13 protein-coding genes and 1 pseudogene are annotated in these 18,944 nt (G+C 61.2%); 7 read left to right on the top strand and 7 right to left on the bottom strand.

What is annotated here, in order from left to right; genetic code table 11:
* Window positions 1-131: 131 nt before the first annotated feature.
* Window positions 132-506 (top strand): YacL family protein, encoded by a 375-nt coding sequence (locus ACW5W8_RS15705; RefSeq protein ID WP_031227767.1) that lies wholly within the window; start codon window positions 132-134, stop codon window positions 504-506.
* 53 nt (window positions 507-559) lie between these two features.
* A complete protein-coding gene (locus ACW5W8_RS15700; RefSeq protein WP_005348860.1) occupies window positions 560-856 on the top strand; it encodes a hypothetical protein in 297 nt (98 codons plus the stop codon).
* Between the two features lie 119 nt (window positions 857-975).
* Here the strand turns inward: ACW5W8_RS15700 and ACW5W8_RS15695 are convergent, their stop codons facing one another.
* Window positions 976-1,680 carry a substrate-binding periplasmic protein gene (locus ACW5W8_RS15695; RefSeq protein WP_498628617.1) on the bottom strand — a complete coding sequence of 235 codons (705 nt, stop codon included), beginning with the start codon at window positions 1,678-1,680 and terminating at the stop codon, window positions 976-978.
* Between the two features lie 162 nt (window positions 1,681-1,842).
* Between ACW5W8_RS15695 and ACW5W8_RS15690 the strand changes: the two are divergent.
* Window positions 1,843-2,663 (top strand): annotated as a pseudogene (locus ACW5W8_RS15690) (CPBP family intramembrane glutamic endopeptidase).
* Between the two features lie 2 nt (window positions 2,664-2,665).
* Here the strand turns inward: ACW5W8_RS15690 and ACW5W8_RS15685 are convergent.
* Window positions 2,666-3,895 carry a DEAD/DEAH box helicase gene (locus tag ACW5W8_RS15685; RefSeq protein WP_498628615.1) on the bottom strand — a complete coding sequence of 410 codons (1,230 nt, stop codon included), beginning with the start codon at window positions 3,893-3,895 and terminating at the stop codon, window positions 2,666-2,668.
* 144 nt (window positions 3,896-4,039) lie between these two features.
* Here ACW5W8_RS15685 and ACW5W8_RS15680 point away from each other — a divergent pair, with 144 nt between their 5' ends.
* Window positions 4,040-4,867 (top strand): transporter substrate-binding domain-containing protein, encoded by an 828-nt coding sequence (locus ACW5W8_RS15680; protein ID WP_498628614.1) that lies wholly within the window; start codon window positions 4,040-4,042, stop codon window positions 4,865-4,867.
* A 58-nt stretch (window positions 4,868-4,925) separates the two neighbouring features.
* Here ACW5W8_RS15680 and tpx read toward each other — a convergent pair whose 3' ends face one another.
* Window positions 4,926-5,426, bottom strand: coding sequence for a thiol peroxidase (tpx, locus tag ACW5W8_RS15675; protein WP_498628612.1), 501 nt, complete (start codon window positions 5,424-5,426; stop codon window positions 4,926-4,928).
* Window positions 5,427-5,610: 184 nt separating this feature from the next.
* On the opposite strand from tpx, the gene ACW5W8_RS15670 reads away from it, so the two are divergent.
* The gene (locus ACW5W8_RS15670; protein WP_498628610.1) at window positions 5,611-8,058 is read left to right on the top strand and encodes a zinc/cadmium/mercury/lead-transporting ATPase; all 2,448 of its coding nucleotides are present in this window, start codon (window positions 5,611-5,613) and stop codon (window positions 8,056-8,058) included.
* 210 nt (window positions 8,059-8,268) lie between these two features.
* On the opposite strand, the gene pulA is transcribed toward ACW5W8_RS15670, so the two are convergent.
* On the bottom strand, window positions 8,269-12,333 hold the full coding sequence (gene pulA / locus ACW5W8_RS15665; protein ID WP_498628608.1) for a pullulanase-type alpha-1,6-glucosidase: 4,065 nt from the start codon (window positions 12,331-12,333) through the stop codon (window positions 8,269-8,271).
* Window positions 12,334-12,595: 262 nt separating this feature from the next.
* Between pulA and ACW5W8_RS15660 the strand changes: the two genes are divergently transcribed.
* Entirely contained in the window at window positions 12,596-13,009 is a 414-nt protein-coding gene (locus ACW5W8_RS15660; protein ID WP_498628606.1) for a hypothetical protein, read from the top strand.
* Window positions 13,010-13,056: 47 nt separating this feature from the next.
* Here the strand turns inward: ACW5W8_RS15660 and dmeF are convergent, their stop codons facing one another.
* Window positions 13,057-14,022 (bottom strand): CDF family Co(II)/Ni(II) efflux transporter DmeF, encoded by a 966-nt coding sequence (gene dmeF / locus ACW5W8_RS15655; protein ID WP_498628604.1) that lies wholly within the window; start codon window positions 14,020-14,022, stop codon window positions 13,057-13,059.
* A gap of 71 nt (window positions 14,023-14,093) precedes the next feature.
* Here dmeF and ACW5W8_RS15650 point away from each other — a divergent pair, with 71 nt between their 5' ends.
* Window positions 14,094-14,369 carry a metal/formaldehyde-sensitive transcriptional repressor gene (locus ACW5W8_RS15650; RefSeq protein WP_108572003.1) on the top strand — a complete coding sequence of 92 codons (276 nt, stop codon included), beginning with the start codon at window positions 14,094-14,096 and terminating at the stop codon, window positions 14,367-14,369.
* 39 nt (window positions 14,370-14,408) lie between these two features.
* On the opposite strand, the gene bcsC is transcribed toward ACW5W8_RS15650, so the two are convergent.
* Both bcsC and bcsZ read right to left on the bottom strand, forming a co-directional pair.
* Window positions 14,409-17,852, bottom strand: a complete 3,444-nt coding sequence (bcsC, locus tag ACW5W8_RS15645; protein ID WP_498628602.1) for a cellulose synthase complex outer membrane protein BcsC — start codon at window positions 17,850-17,852, stop codon at window positions 14,409-14,411.
* Entirely contained in the window at window positions 17,834-18,943 is a 1,110-nt protein-coding gene (gene bcsZ, locus ACW5W8_RS15640; RefSeq protein ID WP_498628600.1) for a cellulose synthase complex periplasmic endoglucanase BcsZ, read from the bottom strand. The genes bcsC and bcsZ overlap by 19 nt, the downstream gene beginning before the upstream one ends.
* Between the last annotated feature and the right edge of the window lies 1 nt (window position 18,944).

Genomic DNA, 18,944 nt, shown 5'->3' with positions numbered 1-18,944 from the left:
CATCAAGACAAGCGAGAGGGGGATCGCTAGAATAGGCCACTTTACCCGATGTGTGCCCCGCCATGGAGCAGGAATTGCGTGCTTGCACCCGCCTGCCCGTGATGGCCCATCCCTCCGATCTGGACTGTGCTATGGATTATGAATTTCGCCGCGACCCGTTTGGTGGCTATCGCGCCCGGTTCTCCATGGGCCATGAAGCCATCGGTCAGTGGCTGATCGACGAGGTTGGCAAGGATGAGGAGAAGCTCGACGAGCTCTTCTCCATCATTGATCAGCTCTCCAACCGCACCCGAGTCGAATACCGGCTCAACGGCGGTGACTACTCCCTGCTGCTGACCCATGAAGAGGCGGAGGTGAAAGCCAACGCCCTCAATATCGAGCTGGGTGAGGATCTTGACGATCTCGCCTACTACGATGATGAACAGCTGGCCATGTGCGGGCTGGAAGATTTTGCCCAGGTGCTCGGCTCCTGGCGCGCCTTTATCCGTAACGAGGATATGGGCTGATTGACCCAATGTCGGGCAAATGTGCCCTTTTGCCTAACTCAACAGGATTGACTATGTCTATTTACGATTTTGATGACGAACTGCCGGAAGACGAAGAACAGGAATCCACCAAGAAAGCGGCTGCACCTGCCAAGAAGAAAGGCAAGCAGGTGATGAACACTCAGGTCAACCTGAGCCCGCGCGATGCCAGCCGTCTGAACGGTATGCACGTTGAAGCGATCGCCACGCTGGACGATGTCAGCCTGCCGAAGAACGTCATCTTCAAGGCTGGCCTGATCGCCCTGGGCGAACTGGAAGCCGGCAAGCGCGCCGATATCATCGCCCGCGTGATTGCCGAATCAGGCCGCTAATCCCCCAGCATAAGCTGGAAAACCAGCTTATCGCCCATGCTGATCGATCGTCATCGCGGCAAAAAATCAAAGCCGGAGCCACCGCTCCGGCTTTGTTGTTTCTGCCATCCCCCCATCCATTAAGGTTTATCACAGCGAAGCAGACGGGGCAGCGTGCCGGGAACCAGCTTGTCGTAATGACCGCTGGCACGACTCGCAGCCAGCGCCTCGTTGAACCGATCGATCAGCTCTCGGCCATCGGGTGCCTTGCGCGATACCAGCAGATAGAAGGTATCCCGCTGGCGAAAATAGGGGAGCGGTTGCAGATAGTTCGGGTCGCCGAACACCTGCATGCTGGCGTCCGCCGTCACCGCATCGTTCATTGGCATCAGATCAACCCGTTTGAGTTCGAGCAATTGCAGACACTGCGCCAGACTCTTGGGGCGAACGAGCTGTAGAGAAAAACGGGTAATAACCTCATCCGCATGGCTGGTGCTCCAGCCGGCAGGAATACAGACCCGTAACCCCTGCCACTTGCCATCGAGCACCCGATCGCTGCCGTGATAGCTGAACCAGGAGAGGTAATCGATATGGATAGGGGCGCTGTAATAAAAGAGTTTGGCCCGCTCACTCGTCCAGGCGTAGGGATAGATGGCGGATGCCAGGCCGTTGCGCGTCAGCTCATAACCCCGGTTCCAGGGCAAAAACTCCACCTTCAGCTCGTCATAGCCCGCCTCACGCAGCAGGGTCGTCACCAGCCGGGTGCTCTGCCCACCATCAGGCAGCCCGGCCCCGGAATAGGGCGAAAAATCTCCGGTTACCAGCGACAGGGGGGCGCATGACAACCATCCACACCAACAACAGAACAACCAGCCATAGTGCTTCATCGCCATCCCTCTCTTTACTCTCCAGTTCAGTATAGGAGGCTGACCCAAATAACCCGGTCTGGTTGCCTTTGCGCCAACGCCCCTGCTAAGGTGCTGCGATTTTGTTACAGAGGAGTTCCGATGTTACCCCTACCTGACATACTGATCTGGGCAGCACTGGCACTGGCAACCCTGCTCTGTATGGCACGCCAACGCCTGCCAGGTTTCCTGCTGCTTGCTGTGGCTCTGCTGCTGGCGCTCTGGCTGGATCGCATCACCGCGACCGCACTGCTGGTAACGCTTGCAGCCCTGCTGCTGGCATGGCGCCTGCCATTATTGTCCGGCTATGGCCGAATTCTGGTATGGGGAGCCCTGTTGACATGGGCGGTGGCGCTGACCCTGCATCTGGTTCCCGGCTTCAGCAATCTCAAGGTACTGGATCAGGCGCTGGCAGGCCCCGCCAGCGTGCCGTTCAATATGTATCTGAACCTCGACAAGCCGCTGCTATCCTTTGGCTTGCTGCTGGCCTGCCCGACACTGCTCGGCAAGGGAGGAAGCATCCGCTGGCTCTGTTGTTGCTGCCGCTAGCCGCCCTGTTGCTCATAGCCTGTCAGTTGGGGGCACTGAAACCGGAAGTGGGACTGCCCCACTGGTGGTGGCTGTTCGCGTTGAACAACCTGCTGTTCACCTGTGTGGCAGAGGAGGCGCTGTTTCGGGGGGCGATCCAGCAAGGGCTGGCCGAACGCTACCGCCCCTGGATCGGTATAGTGGTGGCCGCCAGCCTGTTCGGGGCGGGCCATCTGGCGGGTGGAACCCTATTGGCTCTCTTCGCCACGCTGGCGGGCATCTGCTACGGTCTGGCATTCCAGCTGAGCGGACGACTCACGGTGGCGATCCTGCTGCACTTCGCCTTCAACTTCGCCCATCTGGCGCTCTTTACCTACCCGCTGGCACGGGGCTGATCTCAGCCGCGTGGCACCTTGCCTTTAAACGCTTTGACGCTGCGCTTGGCCTGGGTGCGGCGATTGGCCTGCTTGTCACGAGGGGGGCGCTTGCCCTCCCCGCTGGCTGGCTGGTCGGTGACCGGGAAGCCGGCCAGCTCACTCACCGGCAACTCACGTCCAGTAAGGGTGCGGATCGCAGTCAGCATATCGGCTTCACCATGACAGGTGAGCGAGATGGCGAGCCCGCTGCGCCCGGCCCGGGCGGTGCGGCCGATGCGGTGCACATAGACGGGGGCGCTGGCGGGCAGATCCAGATTGATCACCACCGGCAGCGCCTCCACATGGATGCCGCGCGCCATCAGGTCGGTGGCCACCAGCACCCGAATTTTGCCCTCTTTGAAATCGCTGAGCGCCTGCTCGCGCACCGCCTGTTCTTTTTCGCCATGGAGGGCAGCCACAGCGATACCTGCCTTGGCCAGCTTTCTGGCCACCCCGTCGGCATCATCCCGCGCACTGATAAAGACCAGCACCTGCGGCCACGCCTGCTCCTTGAGCAAGCTGATAAGCGCCGGGACCTTGCTGCTCTTGTTGACTAGATAGAGCCGCTCTTCGATCTCGTTCACCACACTATTGAGGGGGTTTGCCTCGATACGGTTAGGCTCGCGCAGCAGGCCGTGGGCCAGCGCCTCCAGCTCGGCAGGCAAGGTGGCGGAGAAAAGCAGGGTCTGGCGATCCGCCGGAATAAAGCCGAGCAGTGCCTTGATGTCGGGAGCAAAGCCCATCTCCAGCAAGCGATCAGCTTCATCCAGCACCAAGAGTTGTAAACCATCCAGCCCCAGCAGTTGCTGGGTCAGCAGATCCCGCAGCCGTCCCGGTGTGGCCACCAGCAGCTGTGGCCCCTGCGCCAGTTCGGCCTGCTGCCGCTCCTGCGCAACGCCCCCACACAACGTCACGATGCGCAGCCCCAGCGCCTCGGCACCCTCTTTTAGCGCAGCAGTGACCTGAATCGCCAGCTCGCGGGTCGGCACCAGCACCAGACCCAGCACCAGACTGGAGGCGGGATCCAGCCGCTGCAACAGCGGCAAGCCAAACGCCAGGGTCTTGCCGCTGCCGGTCTGGGCCAGTGCCAGCAGATCCTGCCCCGCCAGTGCCGCCGGAATGGCCAGCTGCTGGATGCGGGTCGGCGTCTGCAAGGTGGCTGGTAAAGAGGCCAGCAGGGCGGGATGGAGGGCAAGTTCACTAAAGGTCATGGCGCTACGTCAACAAAGGAGTGGGAGGCGAAGTCTAGTGAGCGGGGGAAGAGAAGTAAAACCCTATCCATCATGGGCCGACCGCACGGTGCGGGCGGCAGGCTGACTACACTTCACCTGACACCTTGCCAAGAGAGACCCGCCATGACCAGACACATCCCCCTTCTGCTGCTCGTGGTCACCCTGCTCGGCAGCGCGACTCTCGGCCTGTCGCAGACTCCGGAAAACGACGCCGCCCCCGAGCCGCCGAAACCGGTGCGCATCCTCAATGCCCACCTTGGCGAGCTGCCAGGGCTGATCAATGCCGACAAGACAGGCCTCTTTGTCGACCTGGTGCACGCCATCGATGATCTCTACCCCGATGTGACCATCAAGATCACCATCTACCCCATCGCCCGTGCCATGGCTGGGGTGATCTCCGGCAAGGCTGACCTGGGGCTGCCCGCCATCCGCAACCTCAAGGATATCGATATGCTGGCTTATCGCTTCAGTACCCGCAGTTTTGGCAAGGTTGCCCATGTGATTTACAGCAATACCAGTTATCCAGTCACCACGGATATGGCCTACGGCATAGTGCCCACCAAACGGGATCTGCTGATCGAGGCCATTCCCGACTATATGCCCTTCCCGGTGCAGCGCTCGATGAGTATCGAGCAGTCACTGCGCAAGCTCTCACGCGGCCGTATCGACGCCTTTGTCTGGGCGCAAGAGGAGGCCGACTTGATGCTCAAGCAGCTGGGGCTGACCAATATCAGGCGAGAATTTTTCGGGGATTTCGAGGATGTCTTCATCATCCAGAAAGGGGCTGCAGGTGATGATATGGACGAATTTCTCCGCCAAGCCATTGATCAGCTGGCCGCCACCGGCAAACTGGCCGAGATATACGAGAAGATCCACCGCCCCTATGTGGAGTGGCAACCCTCCCCTGCCGCCAAGGTCGAACCGGCAACCACCCCGCCCGCTACGCCCTGAACGGACAATTCCCGCATAAAAAATCCCGCCGAAGCGGGATTTTTTATGGCTTGCAGCCTTACAGCACGGCCAGCGCCGCAGCGTAGTTCGGCTCGTCGGCCACTTCGGCGACCAGCTCGCTGTGCAGCACCTTGTTGTCACCATCCAACACCACGATGGCGCGAGCGGTCAGACCGACCAGCAGGCCGGAAGAGAAGGCAACGCCGTAATCTTCCATGAAGGCCGCACCGCGCAGGGTGGAGAGGGTCACTACCTTGTCCAGACCTTCGGCGCCGCAGAAGCGGGACTGGGCGAACGGCAGGTCGGCGGAGATGCACAGCACGACGGTGTTATCCAGCGCACTGGCCTGCTCGTTGAACTTGCGCACAGAGGTGGCGCAGGTCGGGGTATCGACGCTCGGGAAGATGTTCAGGATCTTGCGCTGACCGGCAAAGCTTGCCAGGGTCACGTCGGAGAGATCCTTGGCCACCAGAGAGAAGGGCTTGGCTTGCTCACCAGCTACCGGGAAGTGACCAGCGACGGAAACCGGGTTGCCTTGCAGAGTGACTGAGTTGCTCATGTGTTATGTCCTTTATTGGTGTAGTAAAAATCCGGGTGATCAGTATAGGGGCGGCGGGACCAGACAAACACCCGCGAAGACAAGGGATATAAATGGGTTGACCTTGGACTTAACACCAAGGTTTAGACTCCTTCTCAGTAACCAGGGATCTCGCAGGGGCGGGACCCATCAAGAGGGACTCATCATGAGCAAATCCTGCTGCAATCATCAGCACGGCGCCCCCATCAAGGCCGTCAGCAAGGCGGCCTCCGGCCAGAGTGAACATCACCACGATAGCCACTGCTGCGACAACACCACGCCCGTCAGTTGCTGTTCAACCCAGACGCCTCATGAGCACGCATCCCGTGACGACAATGAATCACCCGGGGATGAAGAGCCTCCCCGAGGAAGCTGCCACGATCAAGCGTGCTGCAGCGCCCCCTTATCGCCAGCTCACGATCATAAGCATGAGCATGAGCACGATATGCCCCCTGCCGACCCGCTAGTTGCGCCGGAGCAAGGTAATAGTCGCCATAGCTGGCAGGTATTGGGGATGGATTGCCCCAGCTGCGCCCGCAAGATCGAGACCGCCGTCAGCCGGGTGAGCGGCGTACAACAGGCGCGCGTGTTGTTTGCCACCGAGAAGCTGGTGGTGGATCTGGCTCCCGGCCTCTCCCCCGATCCCGTCACCGCCGCCGTGCTGGCCGCCGGTTTCCAGCTCAAGGGGGAAAGTGCTGGCAAGCAGGCAGCTGGCCGCGAGCAAGCGTCACAACAGCCCCTGCTGGGCAATCTATTCGGTAACTTTTTGGGCAAATATTGGCAGCCCCTGTCACTGGCCGGCCTGATGCTGGTCGCAGCCCTGCTGCCGAAAGAGTTCGGTCAGCCGCTCTTTACCCTGGCGACCCTGTGGGGGCTGTGGCCCATCTCCCGCAAGGCGTGGGCGCTGACCAAGAGCGGCTCTCCCTTCGCCATCGAGACCCTGATGACGGTGGCCGCCGTGGGTGCCCTGTTCCTCGGTGAAACCGCCGAAGCGGCCATGGTGCTGCTGCTCTTTATGCTGGGTGAACATCTGGAGGCCTACGCCGCCGGACGCGCCCGGGCCGGAGTGACCGCCCTGATGGCGCTGGTACCCGACAAGGCGCTGCGGATCCGTACCACTGCCGAGAACGAGGTGCGGGAAGAGGTAGCTGCCGATGAGCTGCGTCCCGGCGATATCATCGAAATCGCCCCGGGTGCTCGTCTACCTGCCGACGCCCGCCTGCTCGATGAGCTCGGGGCATTTGACGAGAGCGCCCTGACCGGTGAATCCATTCCGGTGGAACGCCGTCAGGGTGACAAGGTACCGGCCGGCAGTCTGGCTGCCGATCGGGTACTGCGTCTTGAAGTCGTCTCCGAGCCCGGCAACAACGCCATCGACCGCATTCTGCACCTCATCGAGGAGGCCGAAAGCCAGCGCGCCCCCATCGAGCGCTTTATCGACCGCTTCAGCCGCTGGTACACCCCGGCCATGATGCTGGTCGCCCTGCTGGTGGTGCTGGTGCCACCCCTTGCCTTCGGCCAGAGCTGGGACGAGTGGATCTATCGCGGGCTGGCGCTGCTGCTGATCGGCTGCCCCTGCGCGCTGGTCATCTCCACCCCGGCTGCGGTTACCTCCGCACTGGCGGCGGCAACCCGGCAGGGGGCCCTGATCAAGGGGGGGGCCGCACTGGAGCGATTGGCCCATATCGACACCGTCGCCTTTGACAAGACCGGCACTCTGACCCTGGGCAAGCCGCAACTGACCGAACTGGTCAGCCTCAATGGCCAGCCGGAGACCGAGTTGCTGGCACTGGCGGCTGCCATCGAGCAAGGTTCCCACCACCCGCTGGCCCGCGCCGTGGTCGCCAACGCGACCGAACAGGGGCTGACTCTGGCGGAGGCCCGAGACTTGCGTGCCCTGCCGGGCATGGGCGTTGAGGGACGCATCAACGGCGAGCTGTGGCAACTGCTGGCACCGAGCCGGATAGCTACGCTGAGCAAAGATCAACAGGCCCAGATTGCCATGCTGGAGAAGCAGGGCAAGACGGTGGTCGTGCTCTGCCAGAGCAGCAGCGAACAGGCTCTGCCGGTGGCCCTGCTGGCGCTGCGGGATCAGATCCGGCCGGAAGCGGCAGCCGCACTGCAAGAGCTCAACCGGCTCGGGCTCAACAGTATTATGTTGACCGGCGACAACCCCCGTGCCGCAGAGGCGATCGCCGGTGAACTGGGGATGGGATGGCGCGCGGGTCTGTTGCCGGAGGGCAAGGTGGAAGAGATCGCCAAGCTCGCCAGCTCGCAGAAAGTCGCGATGATCGGTGATGGCATCAACGATGCCCCGGCCATGAAGCGGGCCAGTATCGGCATCGCCATGGGCGGCGGCACCGATGTGGCGCTGGAGACCGCCGATGCGGCGCTGACCCACAACCAGCTCGGCGGTATTGCCGCGATGATCCGGCTGTCGCGGGCGGCACTGGCCAATATTCACCAGAATATTGCGCTGGCGCTGGGGCTTAAAGCCATCTTCCTGGTCACCAGCCTGCTCGGCATCACCGGCCTGTGGATTGCGGTGCTGGCCGATACCGGCGCCACCGCGCTGGTGACCGCCAACGCCTTGCGGCTGCTGCGCAAGCGTTAAGCCAGCCAATGGCATCCCAGCCAAAAGCCGTCCCCCAACCGGGACGGCTTTTCTTTTTCCTCTCATTTCTCTCACGGCACCCCGTAAAAGAAAAAGCGCGCCTGCCGGTCGGCAGTCGCGCTTTGCTTACTCTCTCGGAGTTATCCCATCCTTGGCAAGGTGGAATTCAACCCGGGGGCGCCGAGCCATCCCCCGGACTCAATGGCTTGCTTACTTGACGCTGCACTCCTGAATGACGGCAGTACCCGCCTTGACGCCAGCCGGGTCAACCTTCACCAGCACACTCCACAGCCCCTGCGGCAGGGTGATGCTGTTATTGGCACTGCCACCCTTGGAGAAGGCGAACGAATAGCCGGTTTCAGCGTTCACCGCGCCGCCACCGTTGAGCAGGTACTCCTTGCTCCAGTCCTCGTTGGCGACCTTGAACTCGGAGCTGCCGGCGTAGTTGAACGCCGCCTGATAGATGGCGAGATCGCCGTCCATCCCCTTGTAGCTCAGCTGGTACTGAGGTTGGGCTCCCCAGCCGGAGAGCTCACCCTTGACGAACAGGTTGTAGCCGAGCGGATTGCCCGCCACCGTATCCAGCACCTTGCAGCTCTGCACCGGCTCGGTGAAGCTGACGCTCAGGGTCGGTTTGTCCTTGTTCATGGCGGTAAAGACAAACTTGTAGCTGCCTGCCTTGGCCAGATCGACACCGATATTGCCGGTTTCGCCCCCCTTGCAAAGGGTCAGCGGAGTGCCGACCACCAGCTTGTCACCGTCGTTGCAGCTGCCGTAGTTGACCGGCCCCCAGCTGGCGTCAGCGATCTTGACGTTGGTGGTACCCAGCTTGTCGGTGCTCACCTGGGTAGTGAACTCGTACATAAAGTTGCCGCTGAAGGTCATCTGGTTGGTGTTGCCCCACTCATTGAGGAACCCCTTCAGATAAACATCGGTGTTGCCAAACGGTGGCAGGGTGCTCAGGTCGGTCTTCTTGCTGACCGGCAGGCCCGCGCCCTGTGCACCAGACTGCGGCTTGACGAACACGGCGGCAGACCAGGCCCCCAGCGTCAACTGGCCGTTATCATAGGCGGCGCCGCTGGCGATGCTGTCGACAGCGCGATGCTTGCTGCCAAGCACCATACCGCTCAGATCGATGAGCTGATCGTTGCCGTCACGGAAGTCACCGATGCTCTGGCTCTGGTTGCTGGCGTTGATCATCACCACCAGACCGTCGATGGCCGGATCCAGATCCGCCCCGGCACTGACGCCATCATCCACCGTCATGACGATAAGACCGGGCACCTGATCCGGGCCGGTATTGCGGAAGTCGACCCGCTTGATCACCTCGGCACCACTGCCCAGACGCAGCAGACGGGAGGAGTTGCGCAGCTCCGCCAGCTCCTGATAGAAGCTCACCATCTGCGCCATCTCGGCCGAGCCCGGCTTGGCATGCTTGCCGAGCACCTGCTCGATCAGCGGATAGTTGTCGCCATCCTTGTCCTTGCGCGGCAACCCCTTGTCGAAGTTGTTGTCGCCCAGGGTGTAGTCGACCTTGTTGTACCAGTCGCCCGAGTCATAGCTGTCCCGCTCCATGGATTTGGAACGCAGCAGCTCGACACCGGCATGGGTGAAGGGAATGCCCTGACCCAGCATGGCTGTCGCCAGCGATACCCCCTGCATCCGCACCAGATCGGTTCCGGCAGGTGCCTTGTAGATCAGGTTGTCGAACAGGGTCTGGTTGTCGTGCTTGTCGACGTAGTTCTGCACTTCCACCGGATCCTGGGCATAACCGGCAGGCTGACCGTTGTAGTCGATCTCAGCGCCTTTCTTTGGCATGCCATCCTTGTCGGTCAGCACGAACTCCTTGAGGTTGCCCGCCATGCCGAGCCGTACCAGATCGGACTGGTGCAAGGCCGTAGCCAGCTCCACCTTGCTCATTTCGTTAGGATCGACAAAGGCACCGTTGCCAAAGCCCTGGGTCTTGCGAATGGTATCGCCACCATCAAACGGACTGCCGCCGCGCACCGCATCGCGCAAGCGATCCGAGAAGGAGCCGATACCGGTACCGCCCAGATGCTTCTGGGTCGCCTGCACGAAGCGCTTGTCATCCTGCACTTCGCCGAAGTTCCACCCCTCGCCGTAGAAGTACATCTCGGGATTGACCTTCTTCACCGCGGCCAGCGCCTGCACCATCTGATCTTTCGGATGGTGGCCCATCAGGTCGAAGCGGAAGGCGTCGATCTTGTAGTCGCGCGCCCAGGTGACCAAGGAGTCATCCATCAGCTTGGCGAACATGGCGTGTTCCGGCGCCGTGTTGGAGCAGCAGGTGGAGTTCTCCACCGAGCCGGTCTCCGGATTGAGGCGCTGATAGTACCAGGGCACTATTTTGTCGAGCACCGACTTGGGGCCGAGCCCGGATTCGTTGGTGTGGTTGTAGACCACGTCCATCACCACGTTCATGCCGATATTCTGCTTGATGGCCTTGACCATCTCGCGGAACTCCAGAATACGTTTGGTCCCCTCGGCGTTGGTGGCGTAAGAGCCTTCCGGCGTGGTGTAGTGGTAGGGGTCATAACCCCAGTTGAAGGAGTCGACGCCACGCAGATAGCCGGAAAGCTCCTGCACCTGCGGATTATCCTTGCTGTCGCCCCCTTGCAGGTCGGCCAGCACATCTCCCACGGTCTGGCCGCCTCCGCAGTAGGTGCCAAATTTGGATGTTTTCACATCCGGGTTAACCTGACAGAGCTTGCTGAAGTCGTCGCTGATGTTGGCGACCTTGGCCGGCTCCTCGTTGACGGTGGCAATGTCGAACACCGGCAGCAGGTGCAGATGGCTGACGCCGCTCTTGGCCAGAGCCTGCAGATGTTTGACCGGCGCTGTATCGGTATCGGCCAGGCCGAGGAACTTGCCGCGATGCTCCACCGGGGTGGAATCATCGTTACCGGTCAGATCGCGGACATGGGCTTCATAGATGGTGATGTCGGCGGGGTTCTGCTGGCTGTGGGGCGCCTTGAGGCTATCCCAGCCTGCCGGTTTCAACGCCGGATCGTCGAGATCCACCACCTGACTGAACTCGGAGTTCATAGCCAGACTCAGGGAGTAGGGATCGGTCACCTCGTAGTGCTCGACCTTGCGGCTCAGCGGATGGTAGACCTCCATGTCGTAGCGGTAGAACTTACCGATCAGCTCGCTGCCCCCTTCGTAACGCCAGCTGCCGCTGGCGTTGTCAAAGGTCATCGCCACCTCGCCACTCTTCTGGTGACTGGCATTGTAGAGAGCCAGCTTGACCGACTTGGCGGTCGGCGCCCAGAGACGGAAGGTCACCCGGTTGCCATCTACCACGGCACCATAGCTCAGCTTGGTCGCCTCTGGGGCATAGAGTGCATCGAGGGCGCCGGCACTCTGCACCAGGGTCGCCCCCTGCAGGATACCTTCGGCATCGGTGCCGATAGCCACCAGTTCCCCCTTGAGCAGGGGCTTGAGATCCTTGCCGCTGGGCAGAGCAAAGGCTGCGGCATCCTTGAGGTGCGGATATTTGGCCTGCTGCTCGGCAGTGAGGCTGGTCGCCGTCAGGCTGATATAGGGGAAATCGAACACCCCATCGGCATTGGCCTTGATGGTGCCCGAGTCGGTGTAATAGAGGCGAACGTGGGGCTTGTCCTTGCCCCCTTGCCAGATCAGGGTATTGCCATCGATAAGATGAGCGCTGGCCCCCGCCACGCCAAAGGCGGCGGTAAAGGCTTCGGCACGGCTGCCAAACAGATCTTTCTTGCCCGCGACGATGGCCACGGTGCGATCCGGGTGCTCACTGAAGCTCACCTTCATATCGCTGCCGGTCAAGTTGGCCAGATCGCCGTTGCGAGCGATAAAGTTGATGCACCCTTCCACATTTTTGAGCGGAACAACCCAGGCCGGACCAAAGCTGTCGGCAGTGGCTGGTGTCTTGCTCTTGTCATCCCACCCGGTATTCAGACCACTATCAGCCGTTGCCTTGCAGGCGTCGTTGTTCCAAAGGTGCAGGCTGTGGCTGTCAAATGGTGCCTTGGCGCCTTTGGCTGCCGACTGGGTATCCACCAGCGCAATGACCACCTGATTTTCGCCGGCAACCAGCAACTCTTTCGGGGGATCCATCTTGGGCAGACGGGCGACAGGCCCATCGGTGACTTCAGGTGTAGGCGGTGTAGGAGGGACGGGGTTCACACCGGAGGCATCAGAGCTGTTGTCATTACAGCCAGACAAAAGCGCGAGCAGTGAGGCTGTTACCAGCGCCACTTTGGTCTTTTTCATATCCATATTTTTATAATTCCCGCTGTAGTTAGTCTCGATAGTCGAGCACCCGGTCATTGCCAGGCGGTGCCATATTAATCAGCGGCAATCGATTCAAATGTGAGCGGAAGGGCAAAAAAACCATCCAGTTTCAACAAGATAACGTTTTCAGACTGAAACTTCGATCCGGCTCACAGACCTCGTGGCCATTTGGCCTCATATCTGGAAAATGGCAGTCACGGGGTCAGAAAAGCAATGTCTGATCAAGTGGATAGACAAGGAGTAAACAATGAAACGGATTGAAGAGCAGGCAAGACGACTCGATCAGGAGTATCAGGCGATCGGGCAGCTGTTCGACCAGTTTTGCCAGCAGGCTGGCACCCTGGCCGAGCAGTATCACTTCTTCAACTGGCCCGATTATGAAGACTCGCCCCCGCTGAGCCGCGCCTTCACCCTGCTGGGGGAACCCCGCGAACTGCGGCTGCGCTGTCAGCCCGGTGAACGCTCCACCCTCAATGGCCTGATCCAGGTAGTCTCGGAGGATGGCACCATAGATGCCAGCCTCGGATTTCGCGCCGATGGCCAGCTGCTGCTGGAGTCCGGCAAGCTGCTGGACAACCCGCCCGGACTGCTGCTCAAGCTGCTGCTCGGCGCTGTGTGGCAACACAAGCCCCAAGAGGAGATCACCGGGCAGCCGCACTGACATCAGAGTGCCAACCGCACTGAAACCAAGGGGGCCAACGGCCCCCGTTATTTATCCTGTTCGCTGGCGATTTCGATGGTCACATGCACCAGCTCTTCATGGATCGCCAACCGTTCGCGGATCTGCTGCGCCGGTAGCGGATTGACCATCAGCAAAGAGAGCACGCAGGCATACTGCTGCTGCCCTACCCGCCAGACGTGCAGATCGCGGATCTCGGTCTGTGGCAGTTCGGCGATGACCTCGCGGATCTCCGCCACCAGCGGGGTATCCATCTCTGCATCCAGCAGCACCCGACCGGAGTCGCGCAGCAGCCCCCAAGCCCATACCGCGACCAGTCCGGCACCCACTATGCCCATCAGCGGATCCAGCCAGTCAGCCCCCCACAGCATGCCCCCCACCAGCGCCAGGATCGCCAGCACGGAAGTGGCCGCATCCGCCAGCACGTGGATATAGGCGGCGCGCAGGTTGAGATCCTGATGGCCGTGGTGATCGTCATGGTCATGATGATGATCGTGGTCGTGATGCTCATGATGGTGGTCATGCCCATGGTGATGGTGGCCGTGATCATCCTTGAGCAGCCAGGCACAGGCGAGGTTCACCAGCAGCCCCACCAACGCGATAGCGATCGCCTGTTGATAGTGGATCGGGCTGGGATCGAGCAGCCGGAACACAGACTCGAACAGCATCAACCCGGCCACTCCCACCAGCAAGAGAGCGCTGATGAAGCCACCCAGCACCTCGATCTTCCAGGTGCCGAAGCTGAATCTGTGGTCACGGGCGAAATGGCGAGCGGCGCGGTAGGCCAACACCGAGAGACCGAGCGCCAGCGCGTGAGAGCTCATGTGCCAGCCATCCGCCAGCAGCGCCATGGAGTTGTAGAACCAGCCACCGCCAATCTCCGCCACCATCATGATGACGGTCAGCAATACGGCCCAGCGGGTCTTCTGTTCGGCCAGCGGATTGCCCTCGTGGATGACGGGTTGATGACAGTGGGATTGAGCGAGGGATGACATGGATTTCTCCTGAGAGCGATGATGCAATATACTATACCCCAGTATAGTTTTATTGATCGAGAGGATCCGTCATGTCCCACACCATTCACGACAAAAAGAAGTTGCTGGCACGGGTGCGCCGCATCAAGGGACAGGCCGGGGCGCTGGAGAGCGCGCTGGAGCAGGAGAGCGACTGCAGCGCCATCCTGCAGCAGATCGCCGCCATCCGCGGGGCCGTCAACGGCCTGATGCTGGAGGTGCTGGAGGGGCACATGCGCGAACACCTGGGCGCCGAAGAGGCGACCCACGCCGAGCGGCTGGAGGATCTGGATCAGGTAGTGCGGGTCTTGCGATCCTATCTGAAGTGACACCATGCAAAGATGCCCGGTGTCAAACCGGGCATCTCGTCAATCAAACTCCGCGTACGGGGTCAGAGGCAGTGGCGGCATATCGAGATCTCCCCGCCACGGCTTGAAGGTGTAACGTAGGAACAGAGTGGCATGGCTGGGGGCATAGTCATCCGCCTGCTGAATGTCGATGCGACCACCGATACGCCAATGATCGGTCAGGCGGTGCTCGACCATCCCATTGAGGGTATAACCCATGCCACTGCTGCTGCCCCCCGCTACGGGGGCATCCTGATCCGGCAAGCCATCCGGCAACAGACCGGGCAGAGGATAGCGGCGACTGTCATCGGTTCTGGCCTGTGACCAAGAGACAGAACCACCAAGCTCCCAGGACCAATCCTGCACGCGCTGGCGATAGCTGACCGGCAGCGATACCGAGAGATAATGCTGGGGACTGTAATACCCCCCTTGCCCCAGGGTGTAACCACTCAGATCCTGCTGATAGTGCCACCACATGGCATTCAACCCGACACTGACCCGACGGTGATCCTCATTGATCAGCTTGTAATAACTGCCGCCCATCAGTCGGGTACGCCAGTTGTCAGGCACATTCTTGCCCGTCAGGAGATGCTGCTGAACGCTCCCCCAGAGACCTGTATCCCCACCCTGGTCACGGCTCAGGTCCAGGCGTATGCCATTGGCTCGCACACCTCCCCAACGAATACCACTGCCGGGGTCGCTGACACCGGCATAGGAGAGCAGAGAGCTATTGAGCGGACGGCGTGACGCGGTGGCCCGCCATCCCAGGCTCTGCCAATCCCCTCTCACACTCGCACCGCCGACCCAGTCCACCACCTCGAACCCGACCGGTGTTGTCCCCAGATCAAAGGACCAGCGCTCATCGTGCCAACCGGCGGCGACCGCAGTACCCTGCTGTCGCTGTTGCTCCATGCCACTGCAACTTGTCTCGGCACAGGTGCCCAGTTGCGCCTTGTAGGGCGAAGCAGGCAGAGTTCCCGCATCCATCTCGACCAGCTCGATGCGATTGAATAATGTGCCGCCAGCCAATGGCATATCCAGCTGCAGCATCTGGGTCAGGGCACGGAGGTTTGACACCCCCGGCGTACCGCTGGAGCCCCAGTAATCACTGTCAAACGATAAGGTGCTCTGCACCTGACGATAGTGCCGATCAAGATCGCTGCGCAGGCCGGAGAGCAGCCAGTCGTCACCACGCTGGCGACGCGCCTGCTCGCTCAGCTCGCCATCGGGTATATCCTCCCGGGGGATAATGCCGCCAGCCAGCAACGCCTTTCTATCCAGGGCCAGGGCCCCCTCGTTGTCTCCGCTGGCAAAACGCTGGCGTGCAGCGTCACGCCAAAACAGGGTGGTCTCTTGAGAGGATGGCAACCCGGACACCAGCGGGGCATAGGTAGCAAAGATCTCCTGTGCAAGGTCAGGATCCCCCAGCAGCTGGTAAAGATTGGCGACCTGACGATAGAGATTCATCTTCTCCGGCGACGGCGTATCAGGCCATGCAGGCAGCCAGCGATAAGCAGCTTGGCGATCCCCTCTGGCCAACGCGATTTCAGCCATGCCAAGGCGCGCATCGGGATGCTGCGGATGTTCAGCCAGAATACTCTGATAGAGCTGCGCTGCGCGTACCCTGTCACTGCGAACCATCGCCCATTGCACCAACCGCAAAGCGATATCCTCGTCAGGCAACAAGGGTTGCAGCAACCGCTCGGCCGCAGCCTCATCGCCCTGCTCACGAAGTCGGGTCACTTGTGCCACCAGTTCCCGGCGAGCAAGCCGGCTATCCAGCTCACGCATATCGTCGCTCCAGCGGGCTGCGGGCTCTTCGGCCAGCAGAGTGCGGGCTTGCGCCAGGTGGCCCTGTCCGGAAAGAAAGAGTGCGGTGGCATAACGCAACGAGAGATCACGAGGCGTGGCTGCAAGGCGTTGCCGCAGCAGATGCTCACCCGCGGCAGAGCCATCGACATGAGCCAAATCTTCAGCCAGCCGATACGCCAGCCAGACATCATCAGGTCGCAAGCGCAATGCCTCCTGACGCCGCGCCACTGCCTGCGGCCATTTGCCCGCCTGAACAAGCATGTCGGCCTCCTCCTCCAGCTGCTTTGCCTTGAGCAGCGCAGCTTGTGCCTGCAAGCGAGGAGATCGACTCTGTTTGGCCAGCGCTACTGCTTTGGCCGGGTCCTGCTTTACATAAAGATCAAACAGACGCCCCAGCGCCCGCTCGTTGCCGGGAGCAAAGGCAAGCACCTTGCGATAGGCCTGCTCTGCCTCCCGCTCTTGTTGACGAGCGAGTTCGCTGTCACCCACCCCAAGCCACCCCTCCGGTTCCTGCGGATCAAGCAGGGTAGCTTGCCGGTAAAGCGTCGCAGCCTCTTCCCACTGCCGGGTGGCGGCCGCTTTGTCGGCGCGTTCAAGCAATAACCAGTAACGGTTGGTCGCCAGCAAGCTCTCCCACTTTGCGCGCTGGGCTACGTCAGGCTGCCGCAACAGCTGCTCCAGCTGGGCTACCGCTTCCGCACGCCGGTTGTTGCGTGAGTAGGCTTCGGCCAGGGCGCCTCTCAGCCCCTGATCATCAGGGTTGGCAGCCAGCGCAGCGCTAATCTGCCGCACCGATGCCTTGCCGACACGGTTGCGTGCCAGTGCTTCCTGACGCTGGCGAAAGGCCGGAGATGCCCACTGCTGCTCCTGGGTATCAAGCAGCTTCAAGGCCTCATCCACCTCGCTGTCAGAGCCAAACGTCACAACGAACTGGCGCAGCGCATCCATGCTCTCAGTACCAACCGGCATATCGCGGATCGAAGCGAGCCAGAGAGAGGCGGCCGCATCTCGGCTACCGGGATGAAGCGCCATGCGCTTGAGCAACACCATGGCCTCCTGATAGCGACCATCCTGCTGCAGGTTGCTCACCAGACCGGCCCGCAACCCGGCATGACCGGGATAACGCAGCTCAAGATCCTGCAAGGTAGCGATCGCAGCCTTGTGGCTAGCGGGAATGCGGGCCTCAAGCAGCGCATATTCCACCGCAAGATCCAGCGTCGGCGGCCCATCAGAACCAAACAGCTTGCGGTATTCGGCTTGCGCCTCCTGCAAGCGCCCTGCGCTGGCAAGCACGCGAGCCTGCTGCAACTGCTGGCGTACAGCGGGAGCTTCCAGCGCCAGTGCGGCCATGATCTGCCGGTACTGGCTCGAATCCGGCGCCACGCTGGCCAACTTTGTCAGCGCTTGCCGGGCATCGACCAGCTTGCCAAGACGCAGCGCCTGACGAGCCCTGGCAGCCAGCAGCTCGGGATGGTTCGGCTCAACCAGAGAGAGAGAGTAGAGCGAATTGCTGATCAGCGCCTCGTTATGGATCGCCTCCCCGATGCGTACCTGCTCCAGCAACCAGCTGACGGGCTCAACCGCACTCTGGGCCTGACCGCTCATCAGTAACCCGAGCGCCAGGCAGAGGGATGTCACTCTGGCTGATGACATTGCTCGCTCCAGCGGGGGATCAGATTGCCATTTGCCGCAAAACGATAACGCAGCTGATCCCAACCTAAGCCGAACAGCGTCAGCACGCTGCCATAGTAGGCATGGGCATCCCAGCCGCGCTGGCCGACTTGTGCACGCAGCGCATCAAGTGCAGGTTCTCCTTGCATCAGGGGGAGCAGGGCCGCGGCAAAACCGCCCGCACTACTTCCCTCAACCTTGCCAGTGGCGGTATCGATGCGCTCCGGAACCTGGCCGGTTCGATTGATATAGGCCTGCATGGGCGAGAAGTGGGCCACCAGTTGCTGTTTCGCCGGATCGTCAGCGCTGAGCATCCCGACCCAGAGATAGACCCGAATCGCATCATAGCTGCCGCGATCACCATGCTTGGCGTTGCTCACCCAGCCTGTCGGCTGCTGCCAGTCGATCCAGTCTGGGGCAAATCCCTTGGGGGCACTTGCCATCAAGATGGCGGGCCACTGCTTGTGCATCTCTTGCCACGGCCCCTGCATGCCGACGACTCGCGCCAGCAACTGGGGAGGCAAATAGGCGGGGTTGATCGTCCAGCGATTTTCCGCAACAAACCCTTTGGGCCCCGGCAGCAGCACCGGCCCCAAGCCCGGCACTCGTGCCACCTCTTCCCGGGCGATACGACGCAGCAGCATAGTGCCGATGGATTCGTAACTGTGGTTCTGCCACAAACGCCCGGCCTCCAGCAGGCTGTAGGCGATCCAGAGATCCGAATCTGCCGCGCTATTGGCATCCAGCACCCCCCACTTATCTCCCTGCTGCCCCCATAGCCATGCCGGCAGGAAGCCGGTCAAATCCCCTTTTGCCAGCTCGCGTTCGGTCCAGCTCAGCACCAGCTCGAACGTCTCCCGATCATCGTTGACCAGCGCAAAAAAGAGCGCATAGCTCTGCCCTTCCGAGGTGGTGATTCGGCGCACATCTGACGGGTCAACCACCCGTCCCTCGGCAGTCATGTAATCCCGCTTGAACTGCTGCCACTCGGGCCAGTCACACGCTGCTCGTGCCGGGAGTGCGCTGGCACACCAGAGCAGCAGTAACGCGATCTGTCGGATCATCTTTCTCATC

It is taken from the genome of Aeromonas aquatilis, from assembly GCF_054052405.1.
This window is presented reverse-complemented; position numbering and strand designations above follow the sequence as displayed.

Coding starts and splice junctions, on each gene's coding strand:
- bcsZ (WP_498628600.1), bottom strand. CDS start 18,943: ATGAGAAAGATGATCCGACAGATCGCGTTACTGCTGCTCTGGTGTGCC.
- ACW5W8_RS15700 (WP_005348860.1), top strand. CDS start 560: ATGTCTATTTACGATTTTGATGACGAACTGCCGGAAGACGAAGAACAG.
- ACW5W8_RS15650 (WP_108572003.1), top strand. CDS start 14,094: ATGTCCCACACCATTCACGACAAAAAGAAGTTGCTGGCACGGGTGCGC.
- dmeF (WP_498628604.1), bottom strand. CDS start 14,022: ATGTCATCCCTCGCTCAATCCCACTGTCATCAACCCGTCATCCACGAG.
- pulA (WP_498628608.1), bottom strand. CDS start 12,333: ATGGATATGAAAAAGACCAAAGTGGCGCTGGTAACAGCCTCACTGCTC.
- bcsC (WP_498628602.1), bottom strand. CDS start 17,852: ATGTCATCAGCCAGAGTGACATCCCTCTGCCTGGCGCTCGGGTTACTG.
- ACW5W8_RS15705 (WP_031227767.1), top strand. CDS start 132: ATGGATTATGAATTTCGCCGCGACCCGTTTGGTGGCTATCGCGCCCGG.
- ACW5W8_RS15660 (WP_498628606.1), top strand. CDS start 12,596: ATGAAACGGATTGAAGAGCAGGCAAGACGACTCGATCAGGAGTATCAG.
- ACW5W8_RS15680 (WP_498628614.1), top strand. CDS start 4,040: ATGACCAGACACATCCCCCTTCTGCTGCTCGTGGTCACCCTGCTCGGC.
- ACW5W8_RS15670 (WP_498628610.1), top strand. CDS start 5,611: ATGAGCAAATCCTGCTGCAATCATCAGCACGGCGCCCCCATCAAGGCC.
- tpx (WP_498628612.1), bottom strand. CDS start 5,426: ATGAGCAACTCAGTCACTCTGCAAGGCAACCCGGTTTCCGTCGCTGGT.
- ACW5W8_RS15685 (WP_498628615.1), bottom strand. CDS start 3,895: ATGACCTTTAGTGAACTTGCCCTCCATCCCGCCCTGCTGGCCTCTTTA.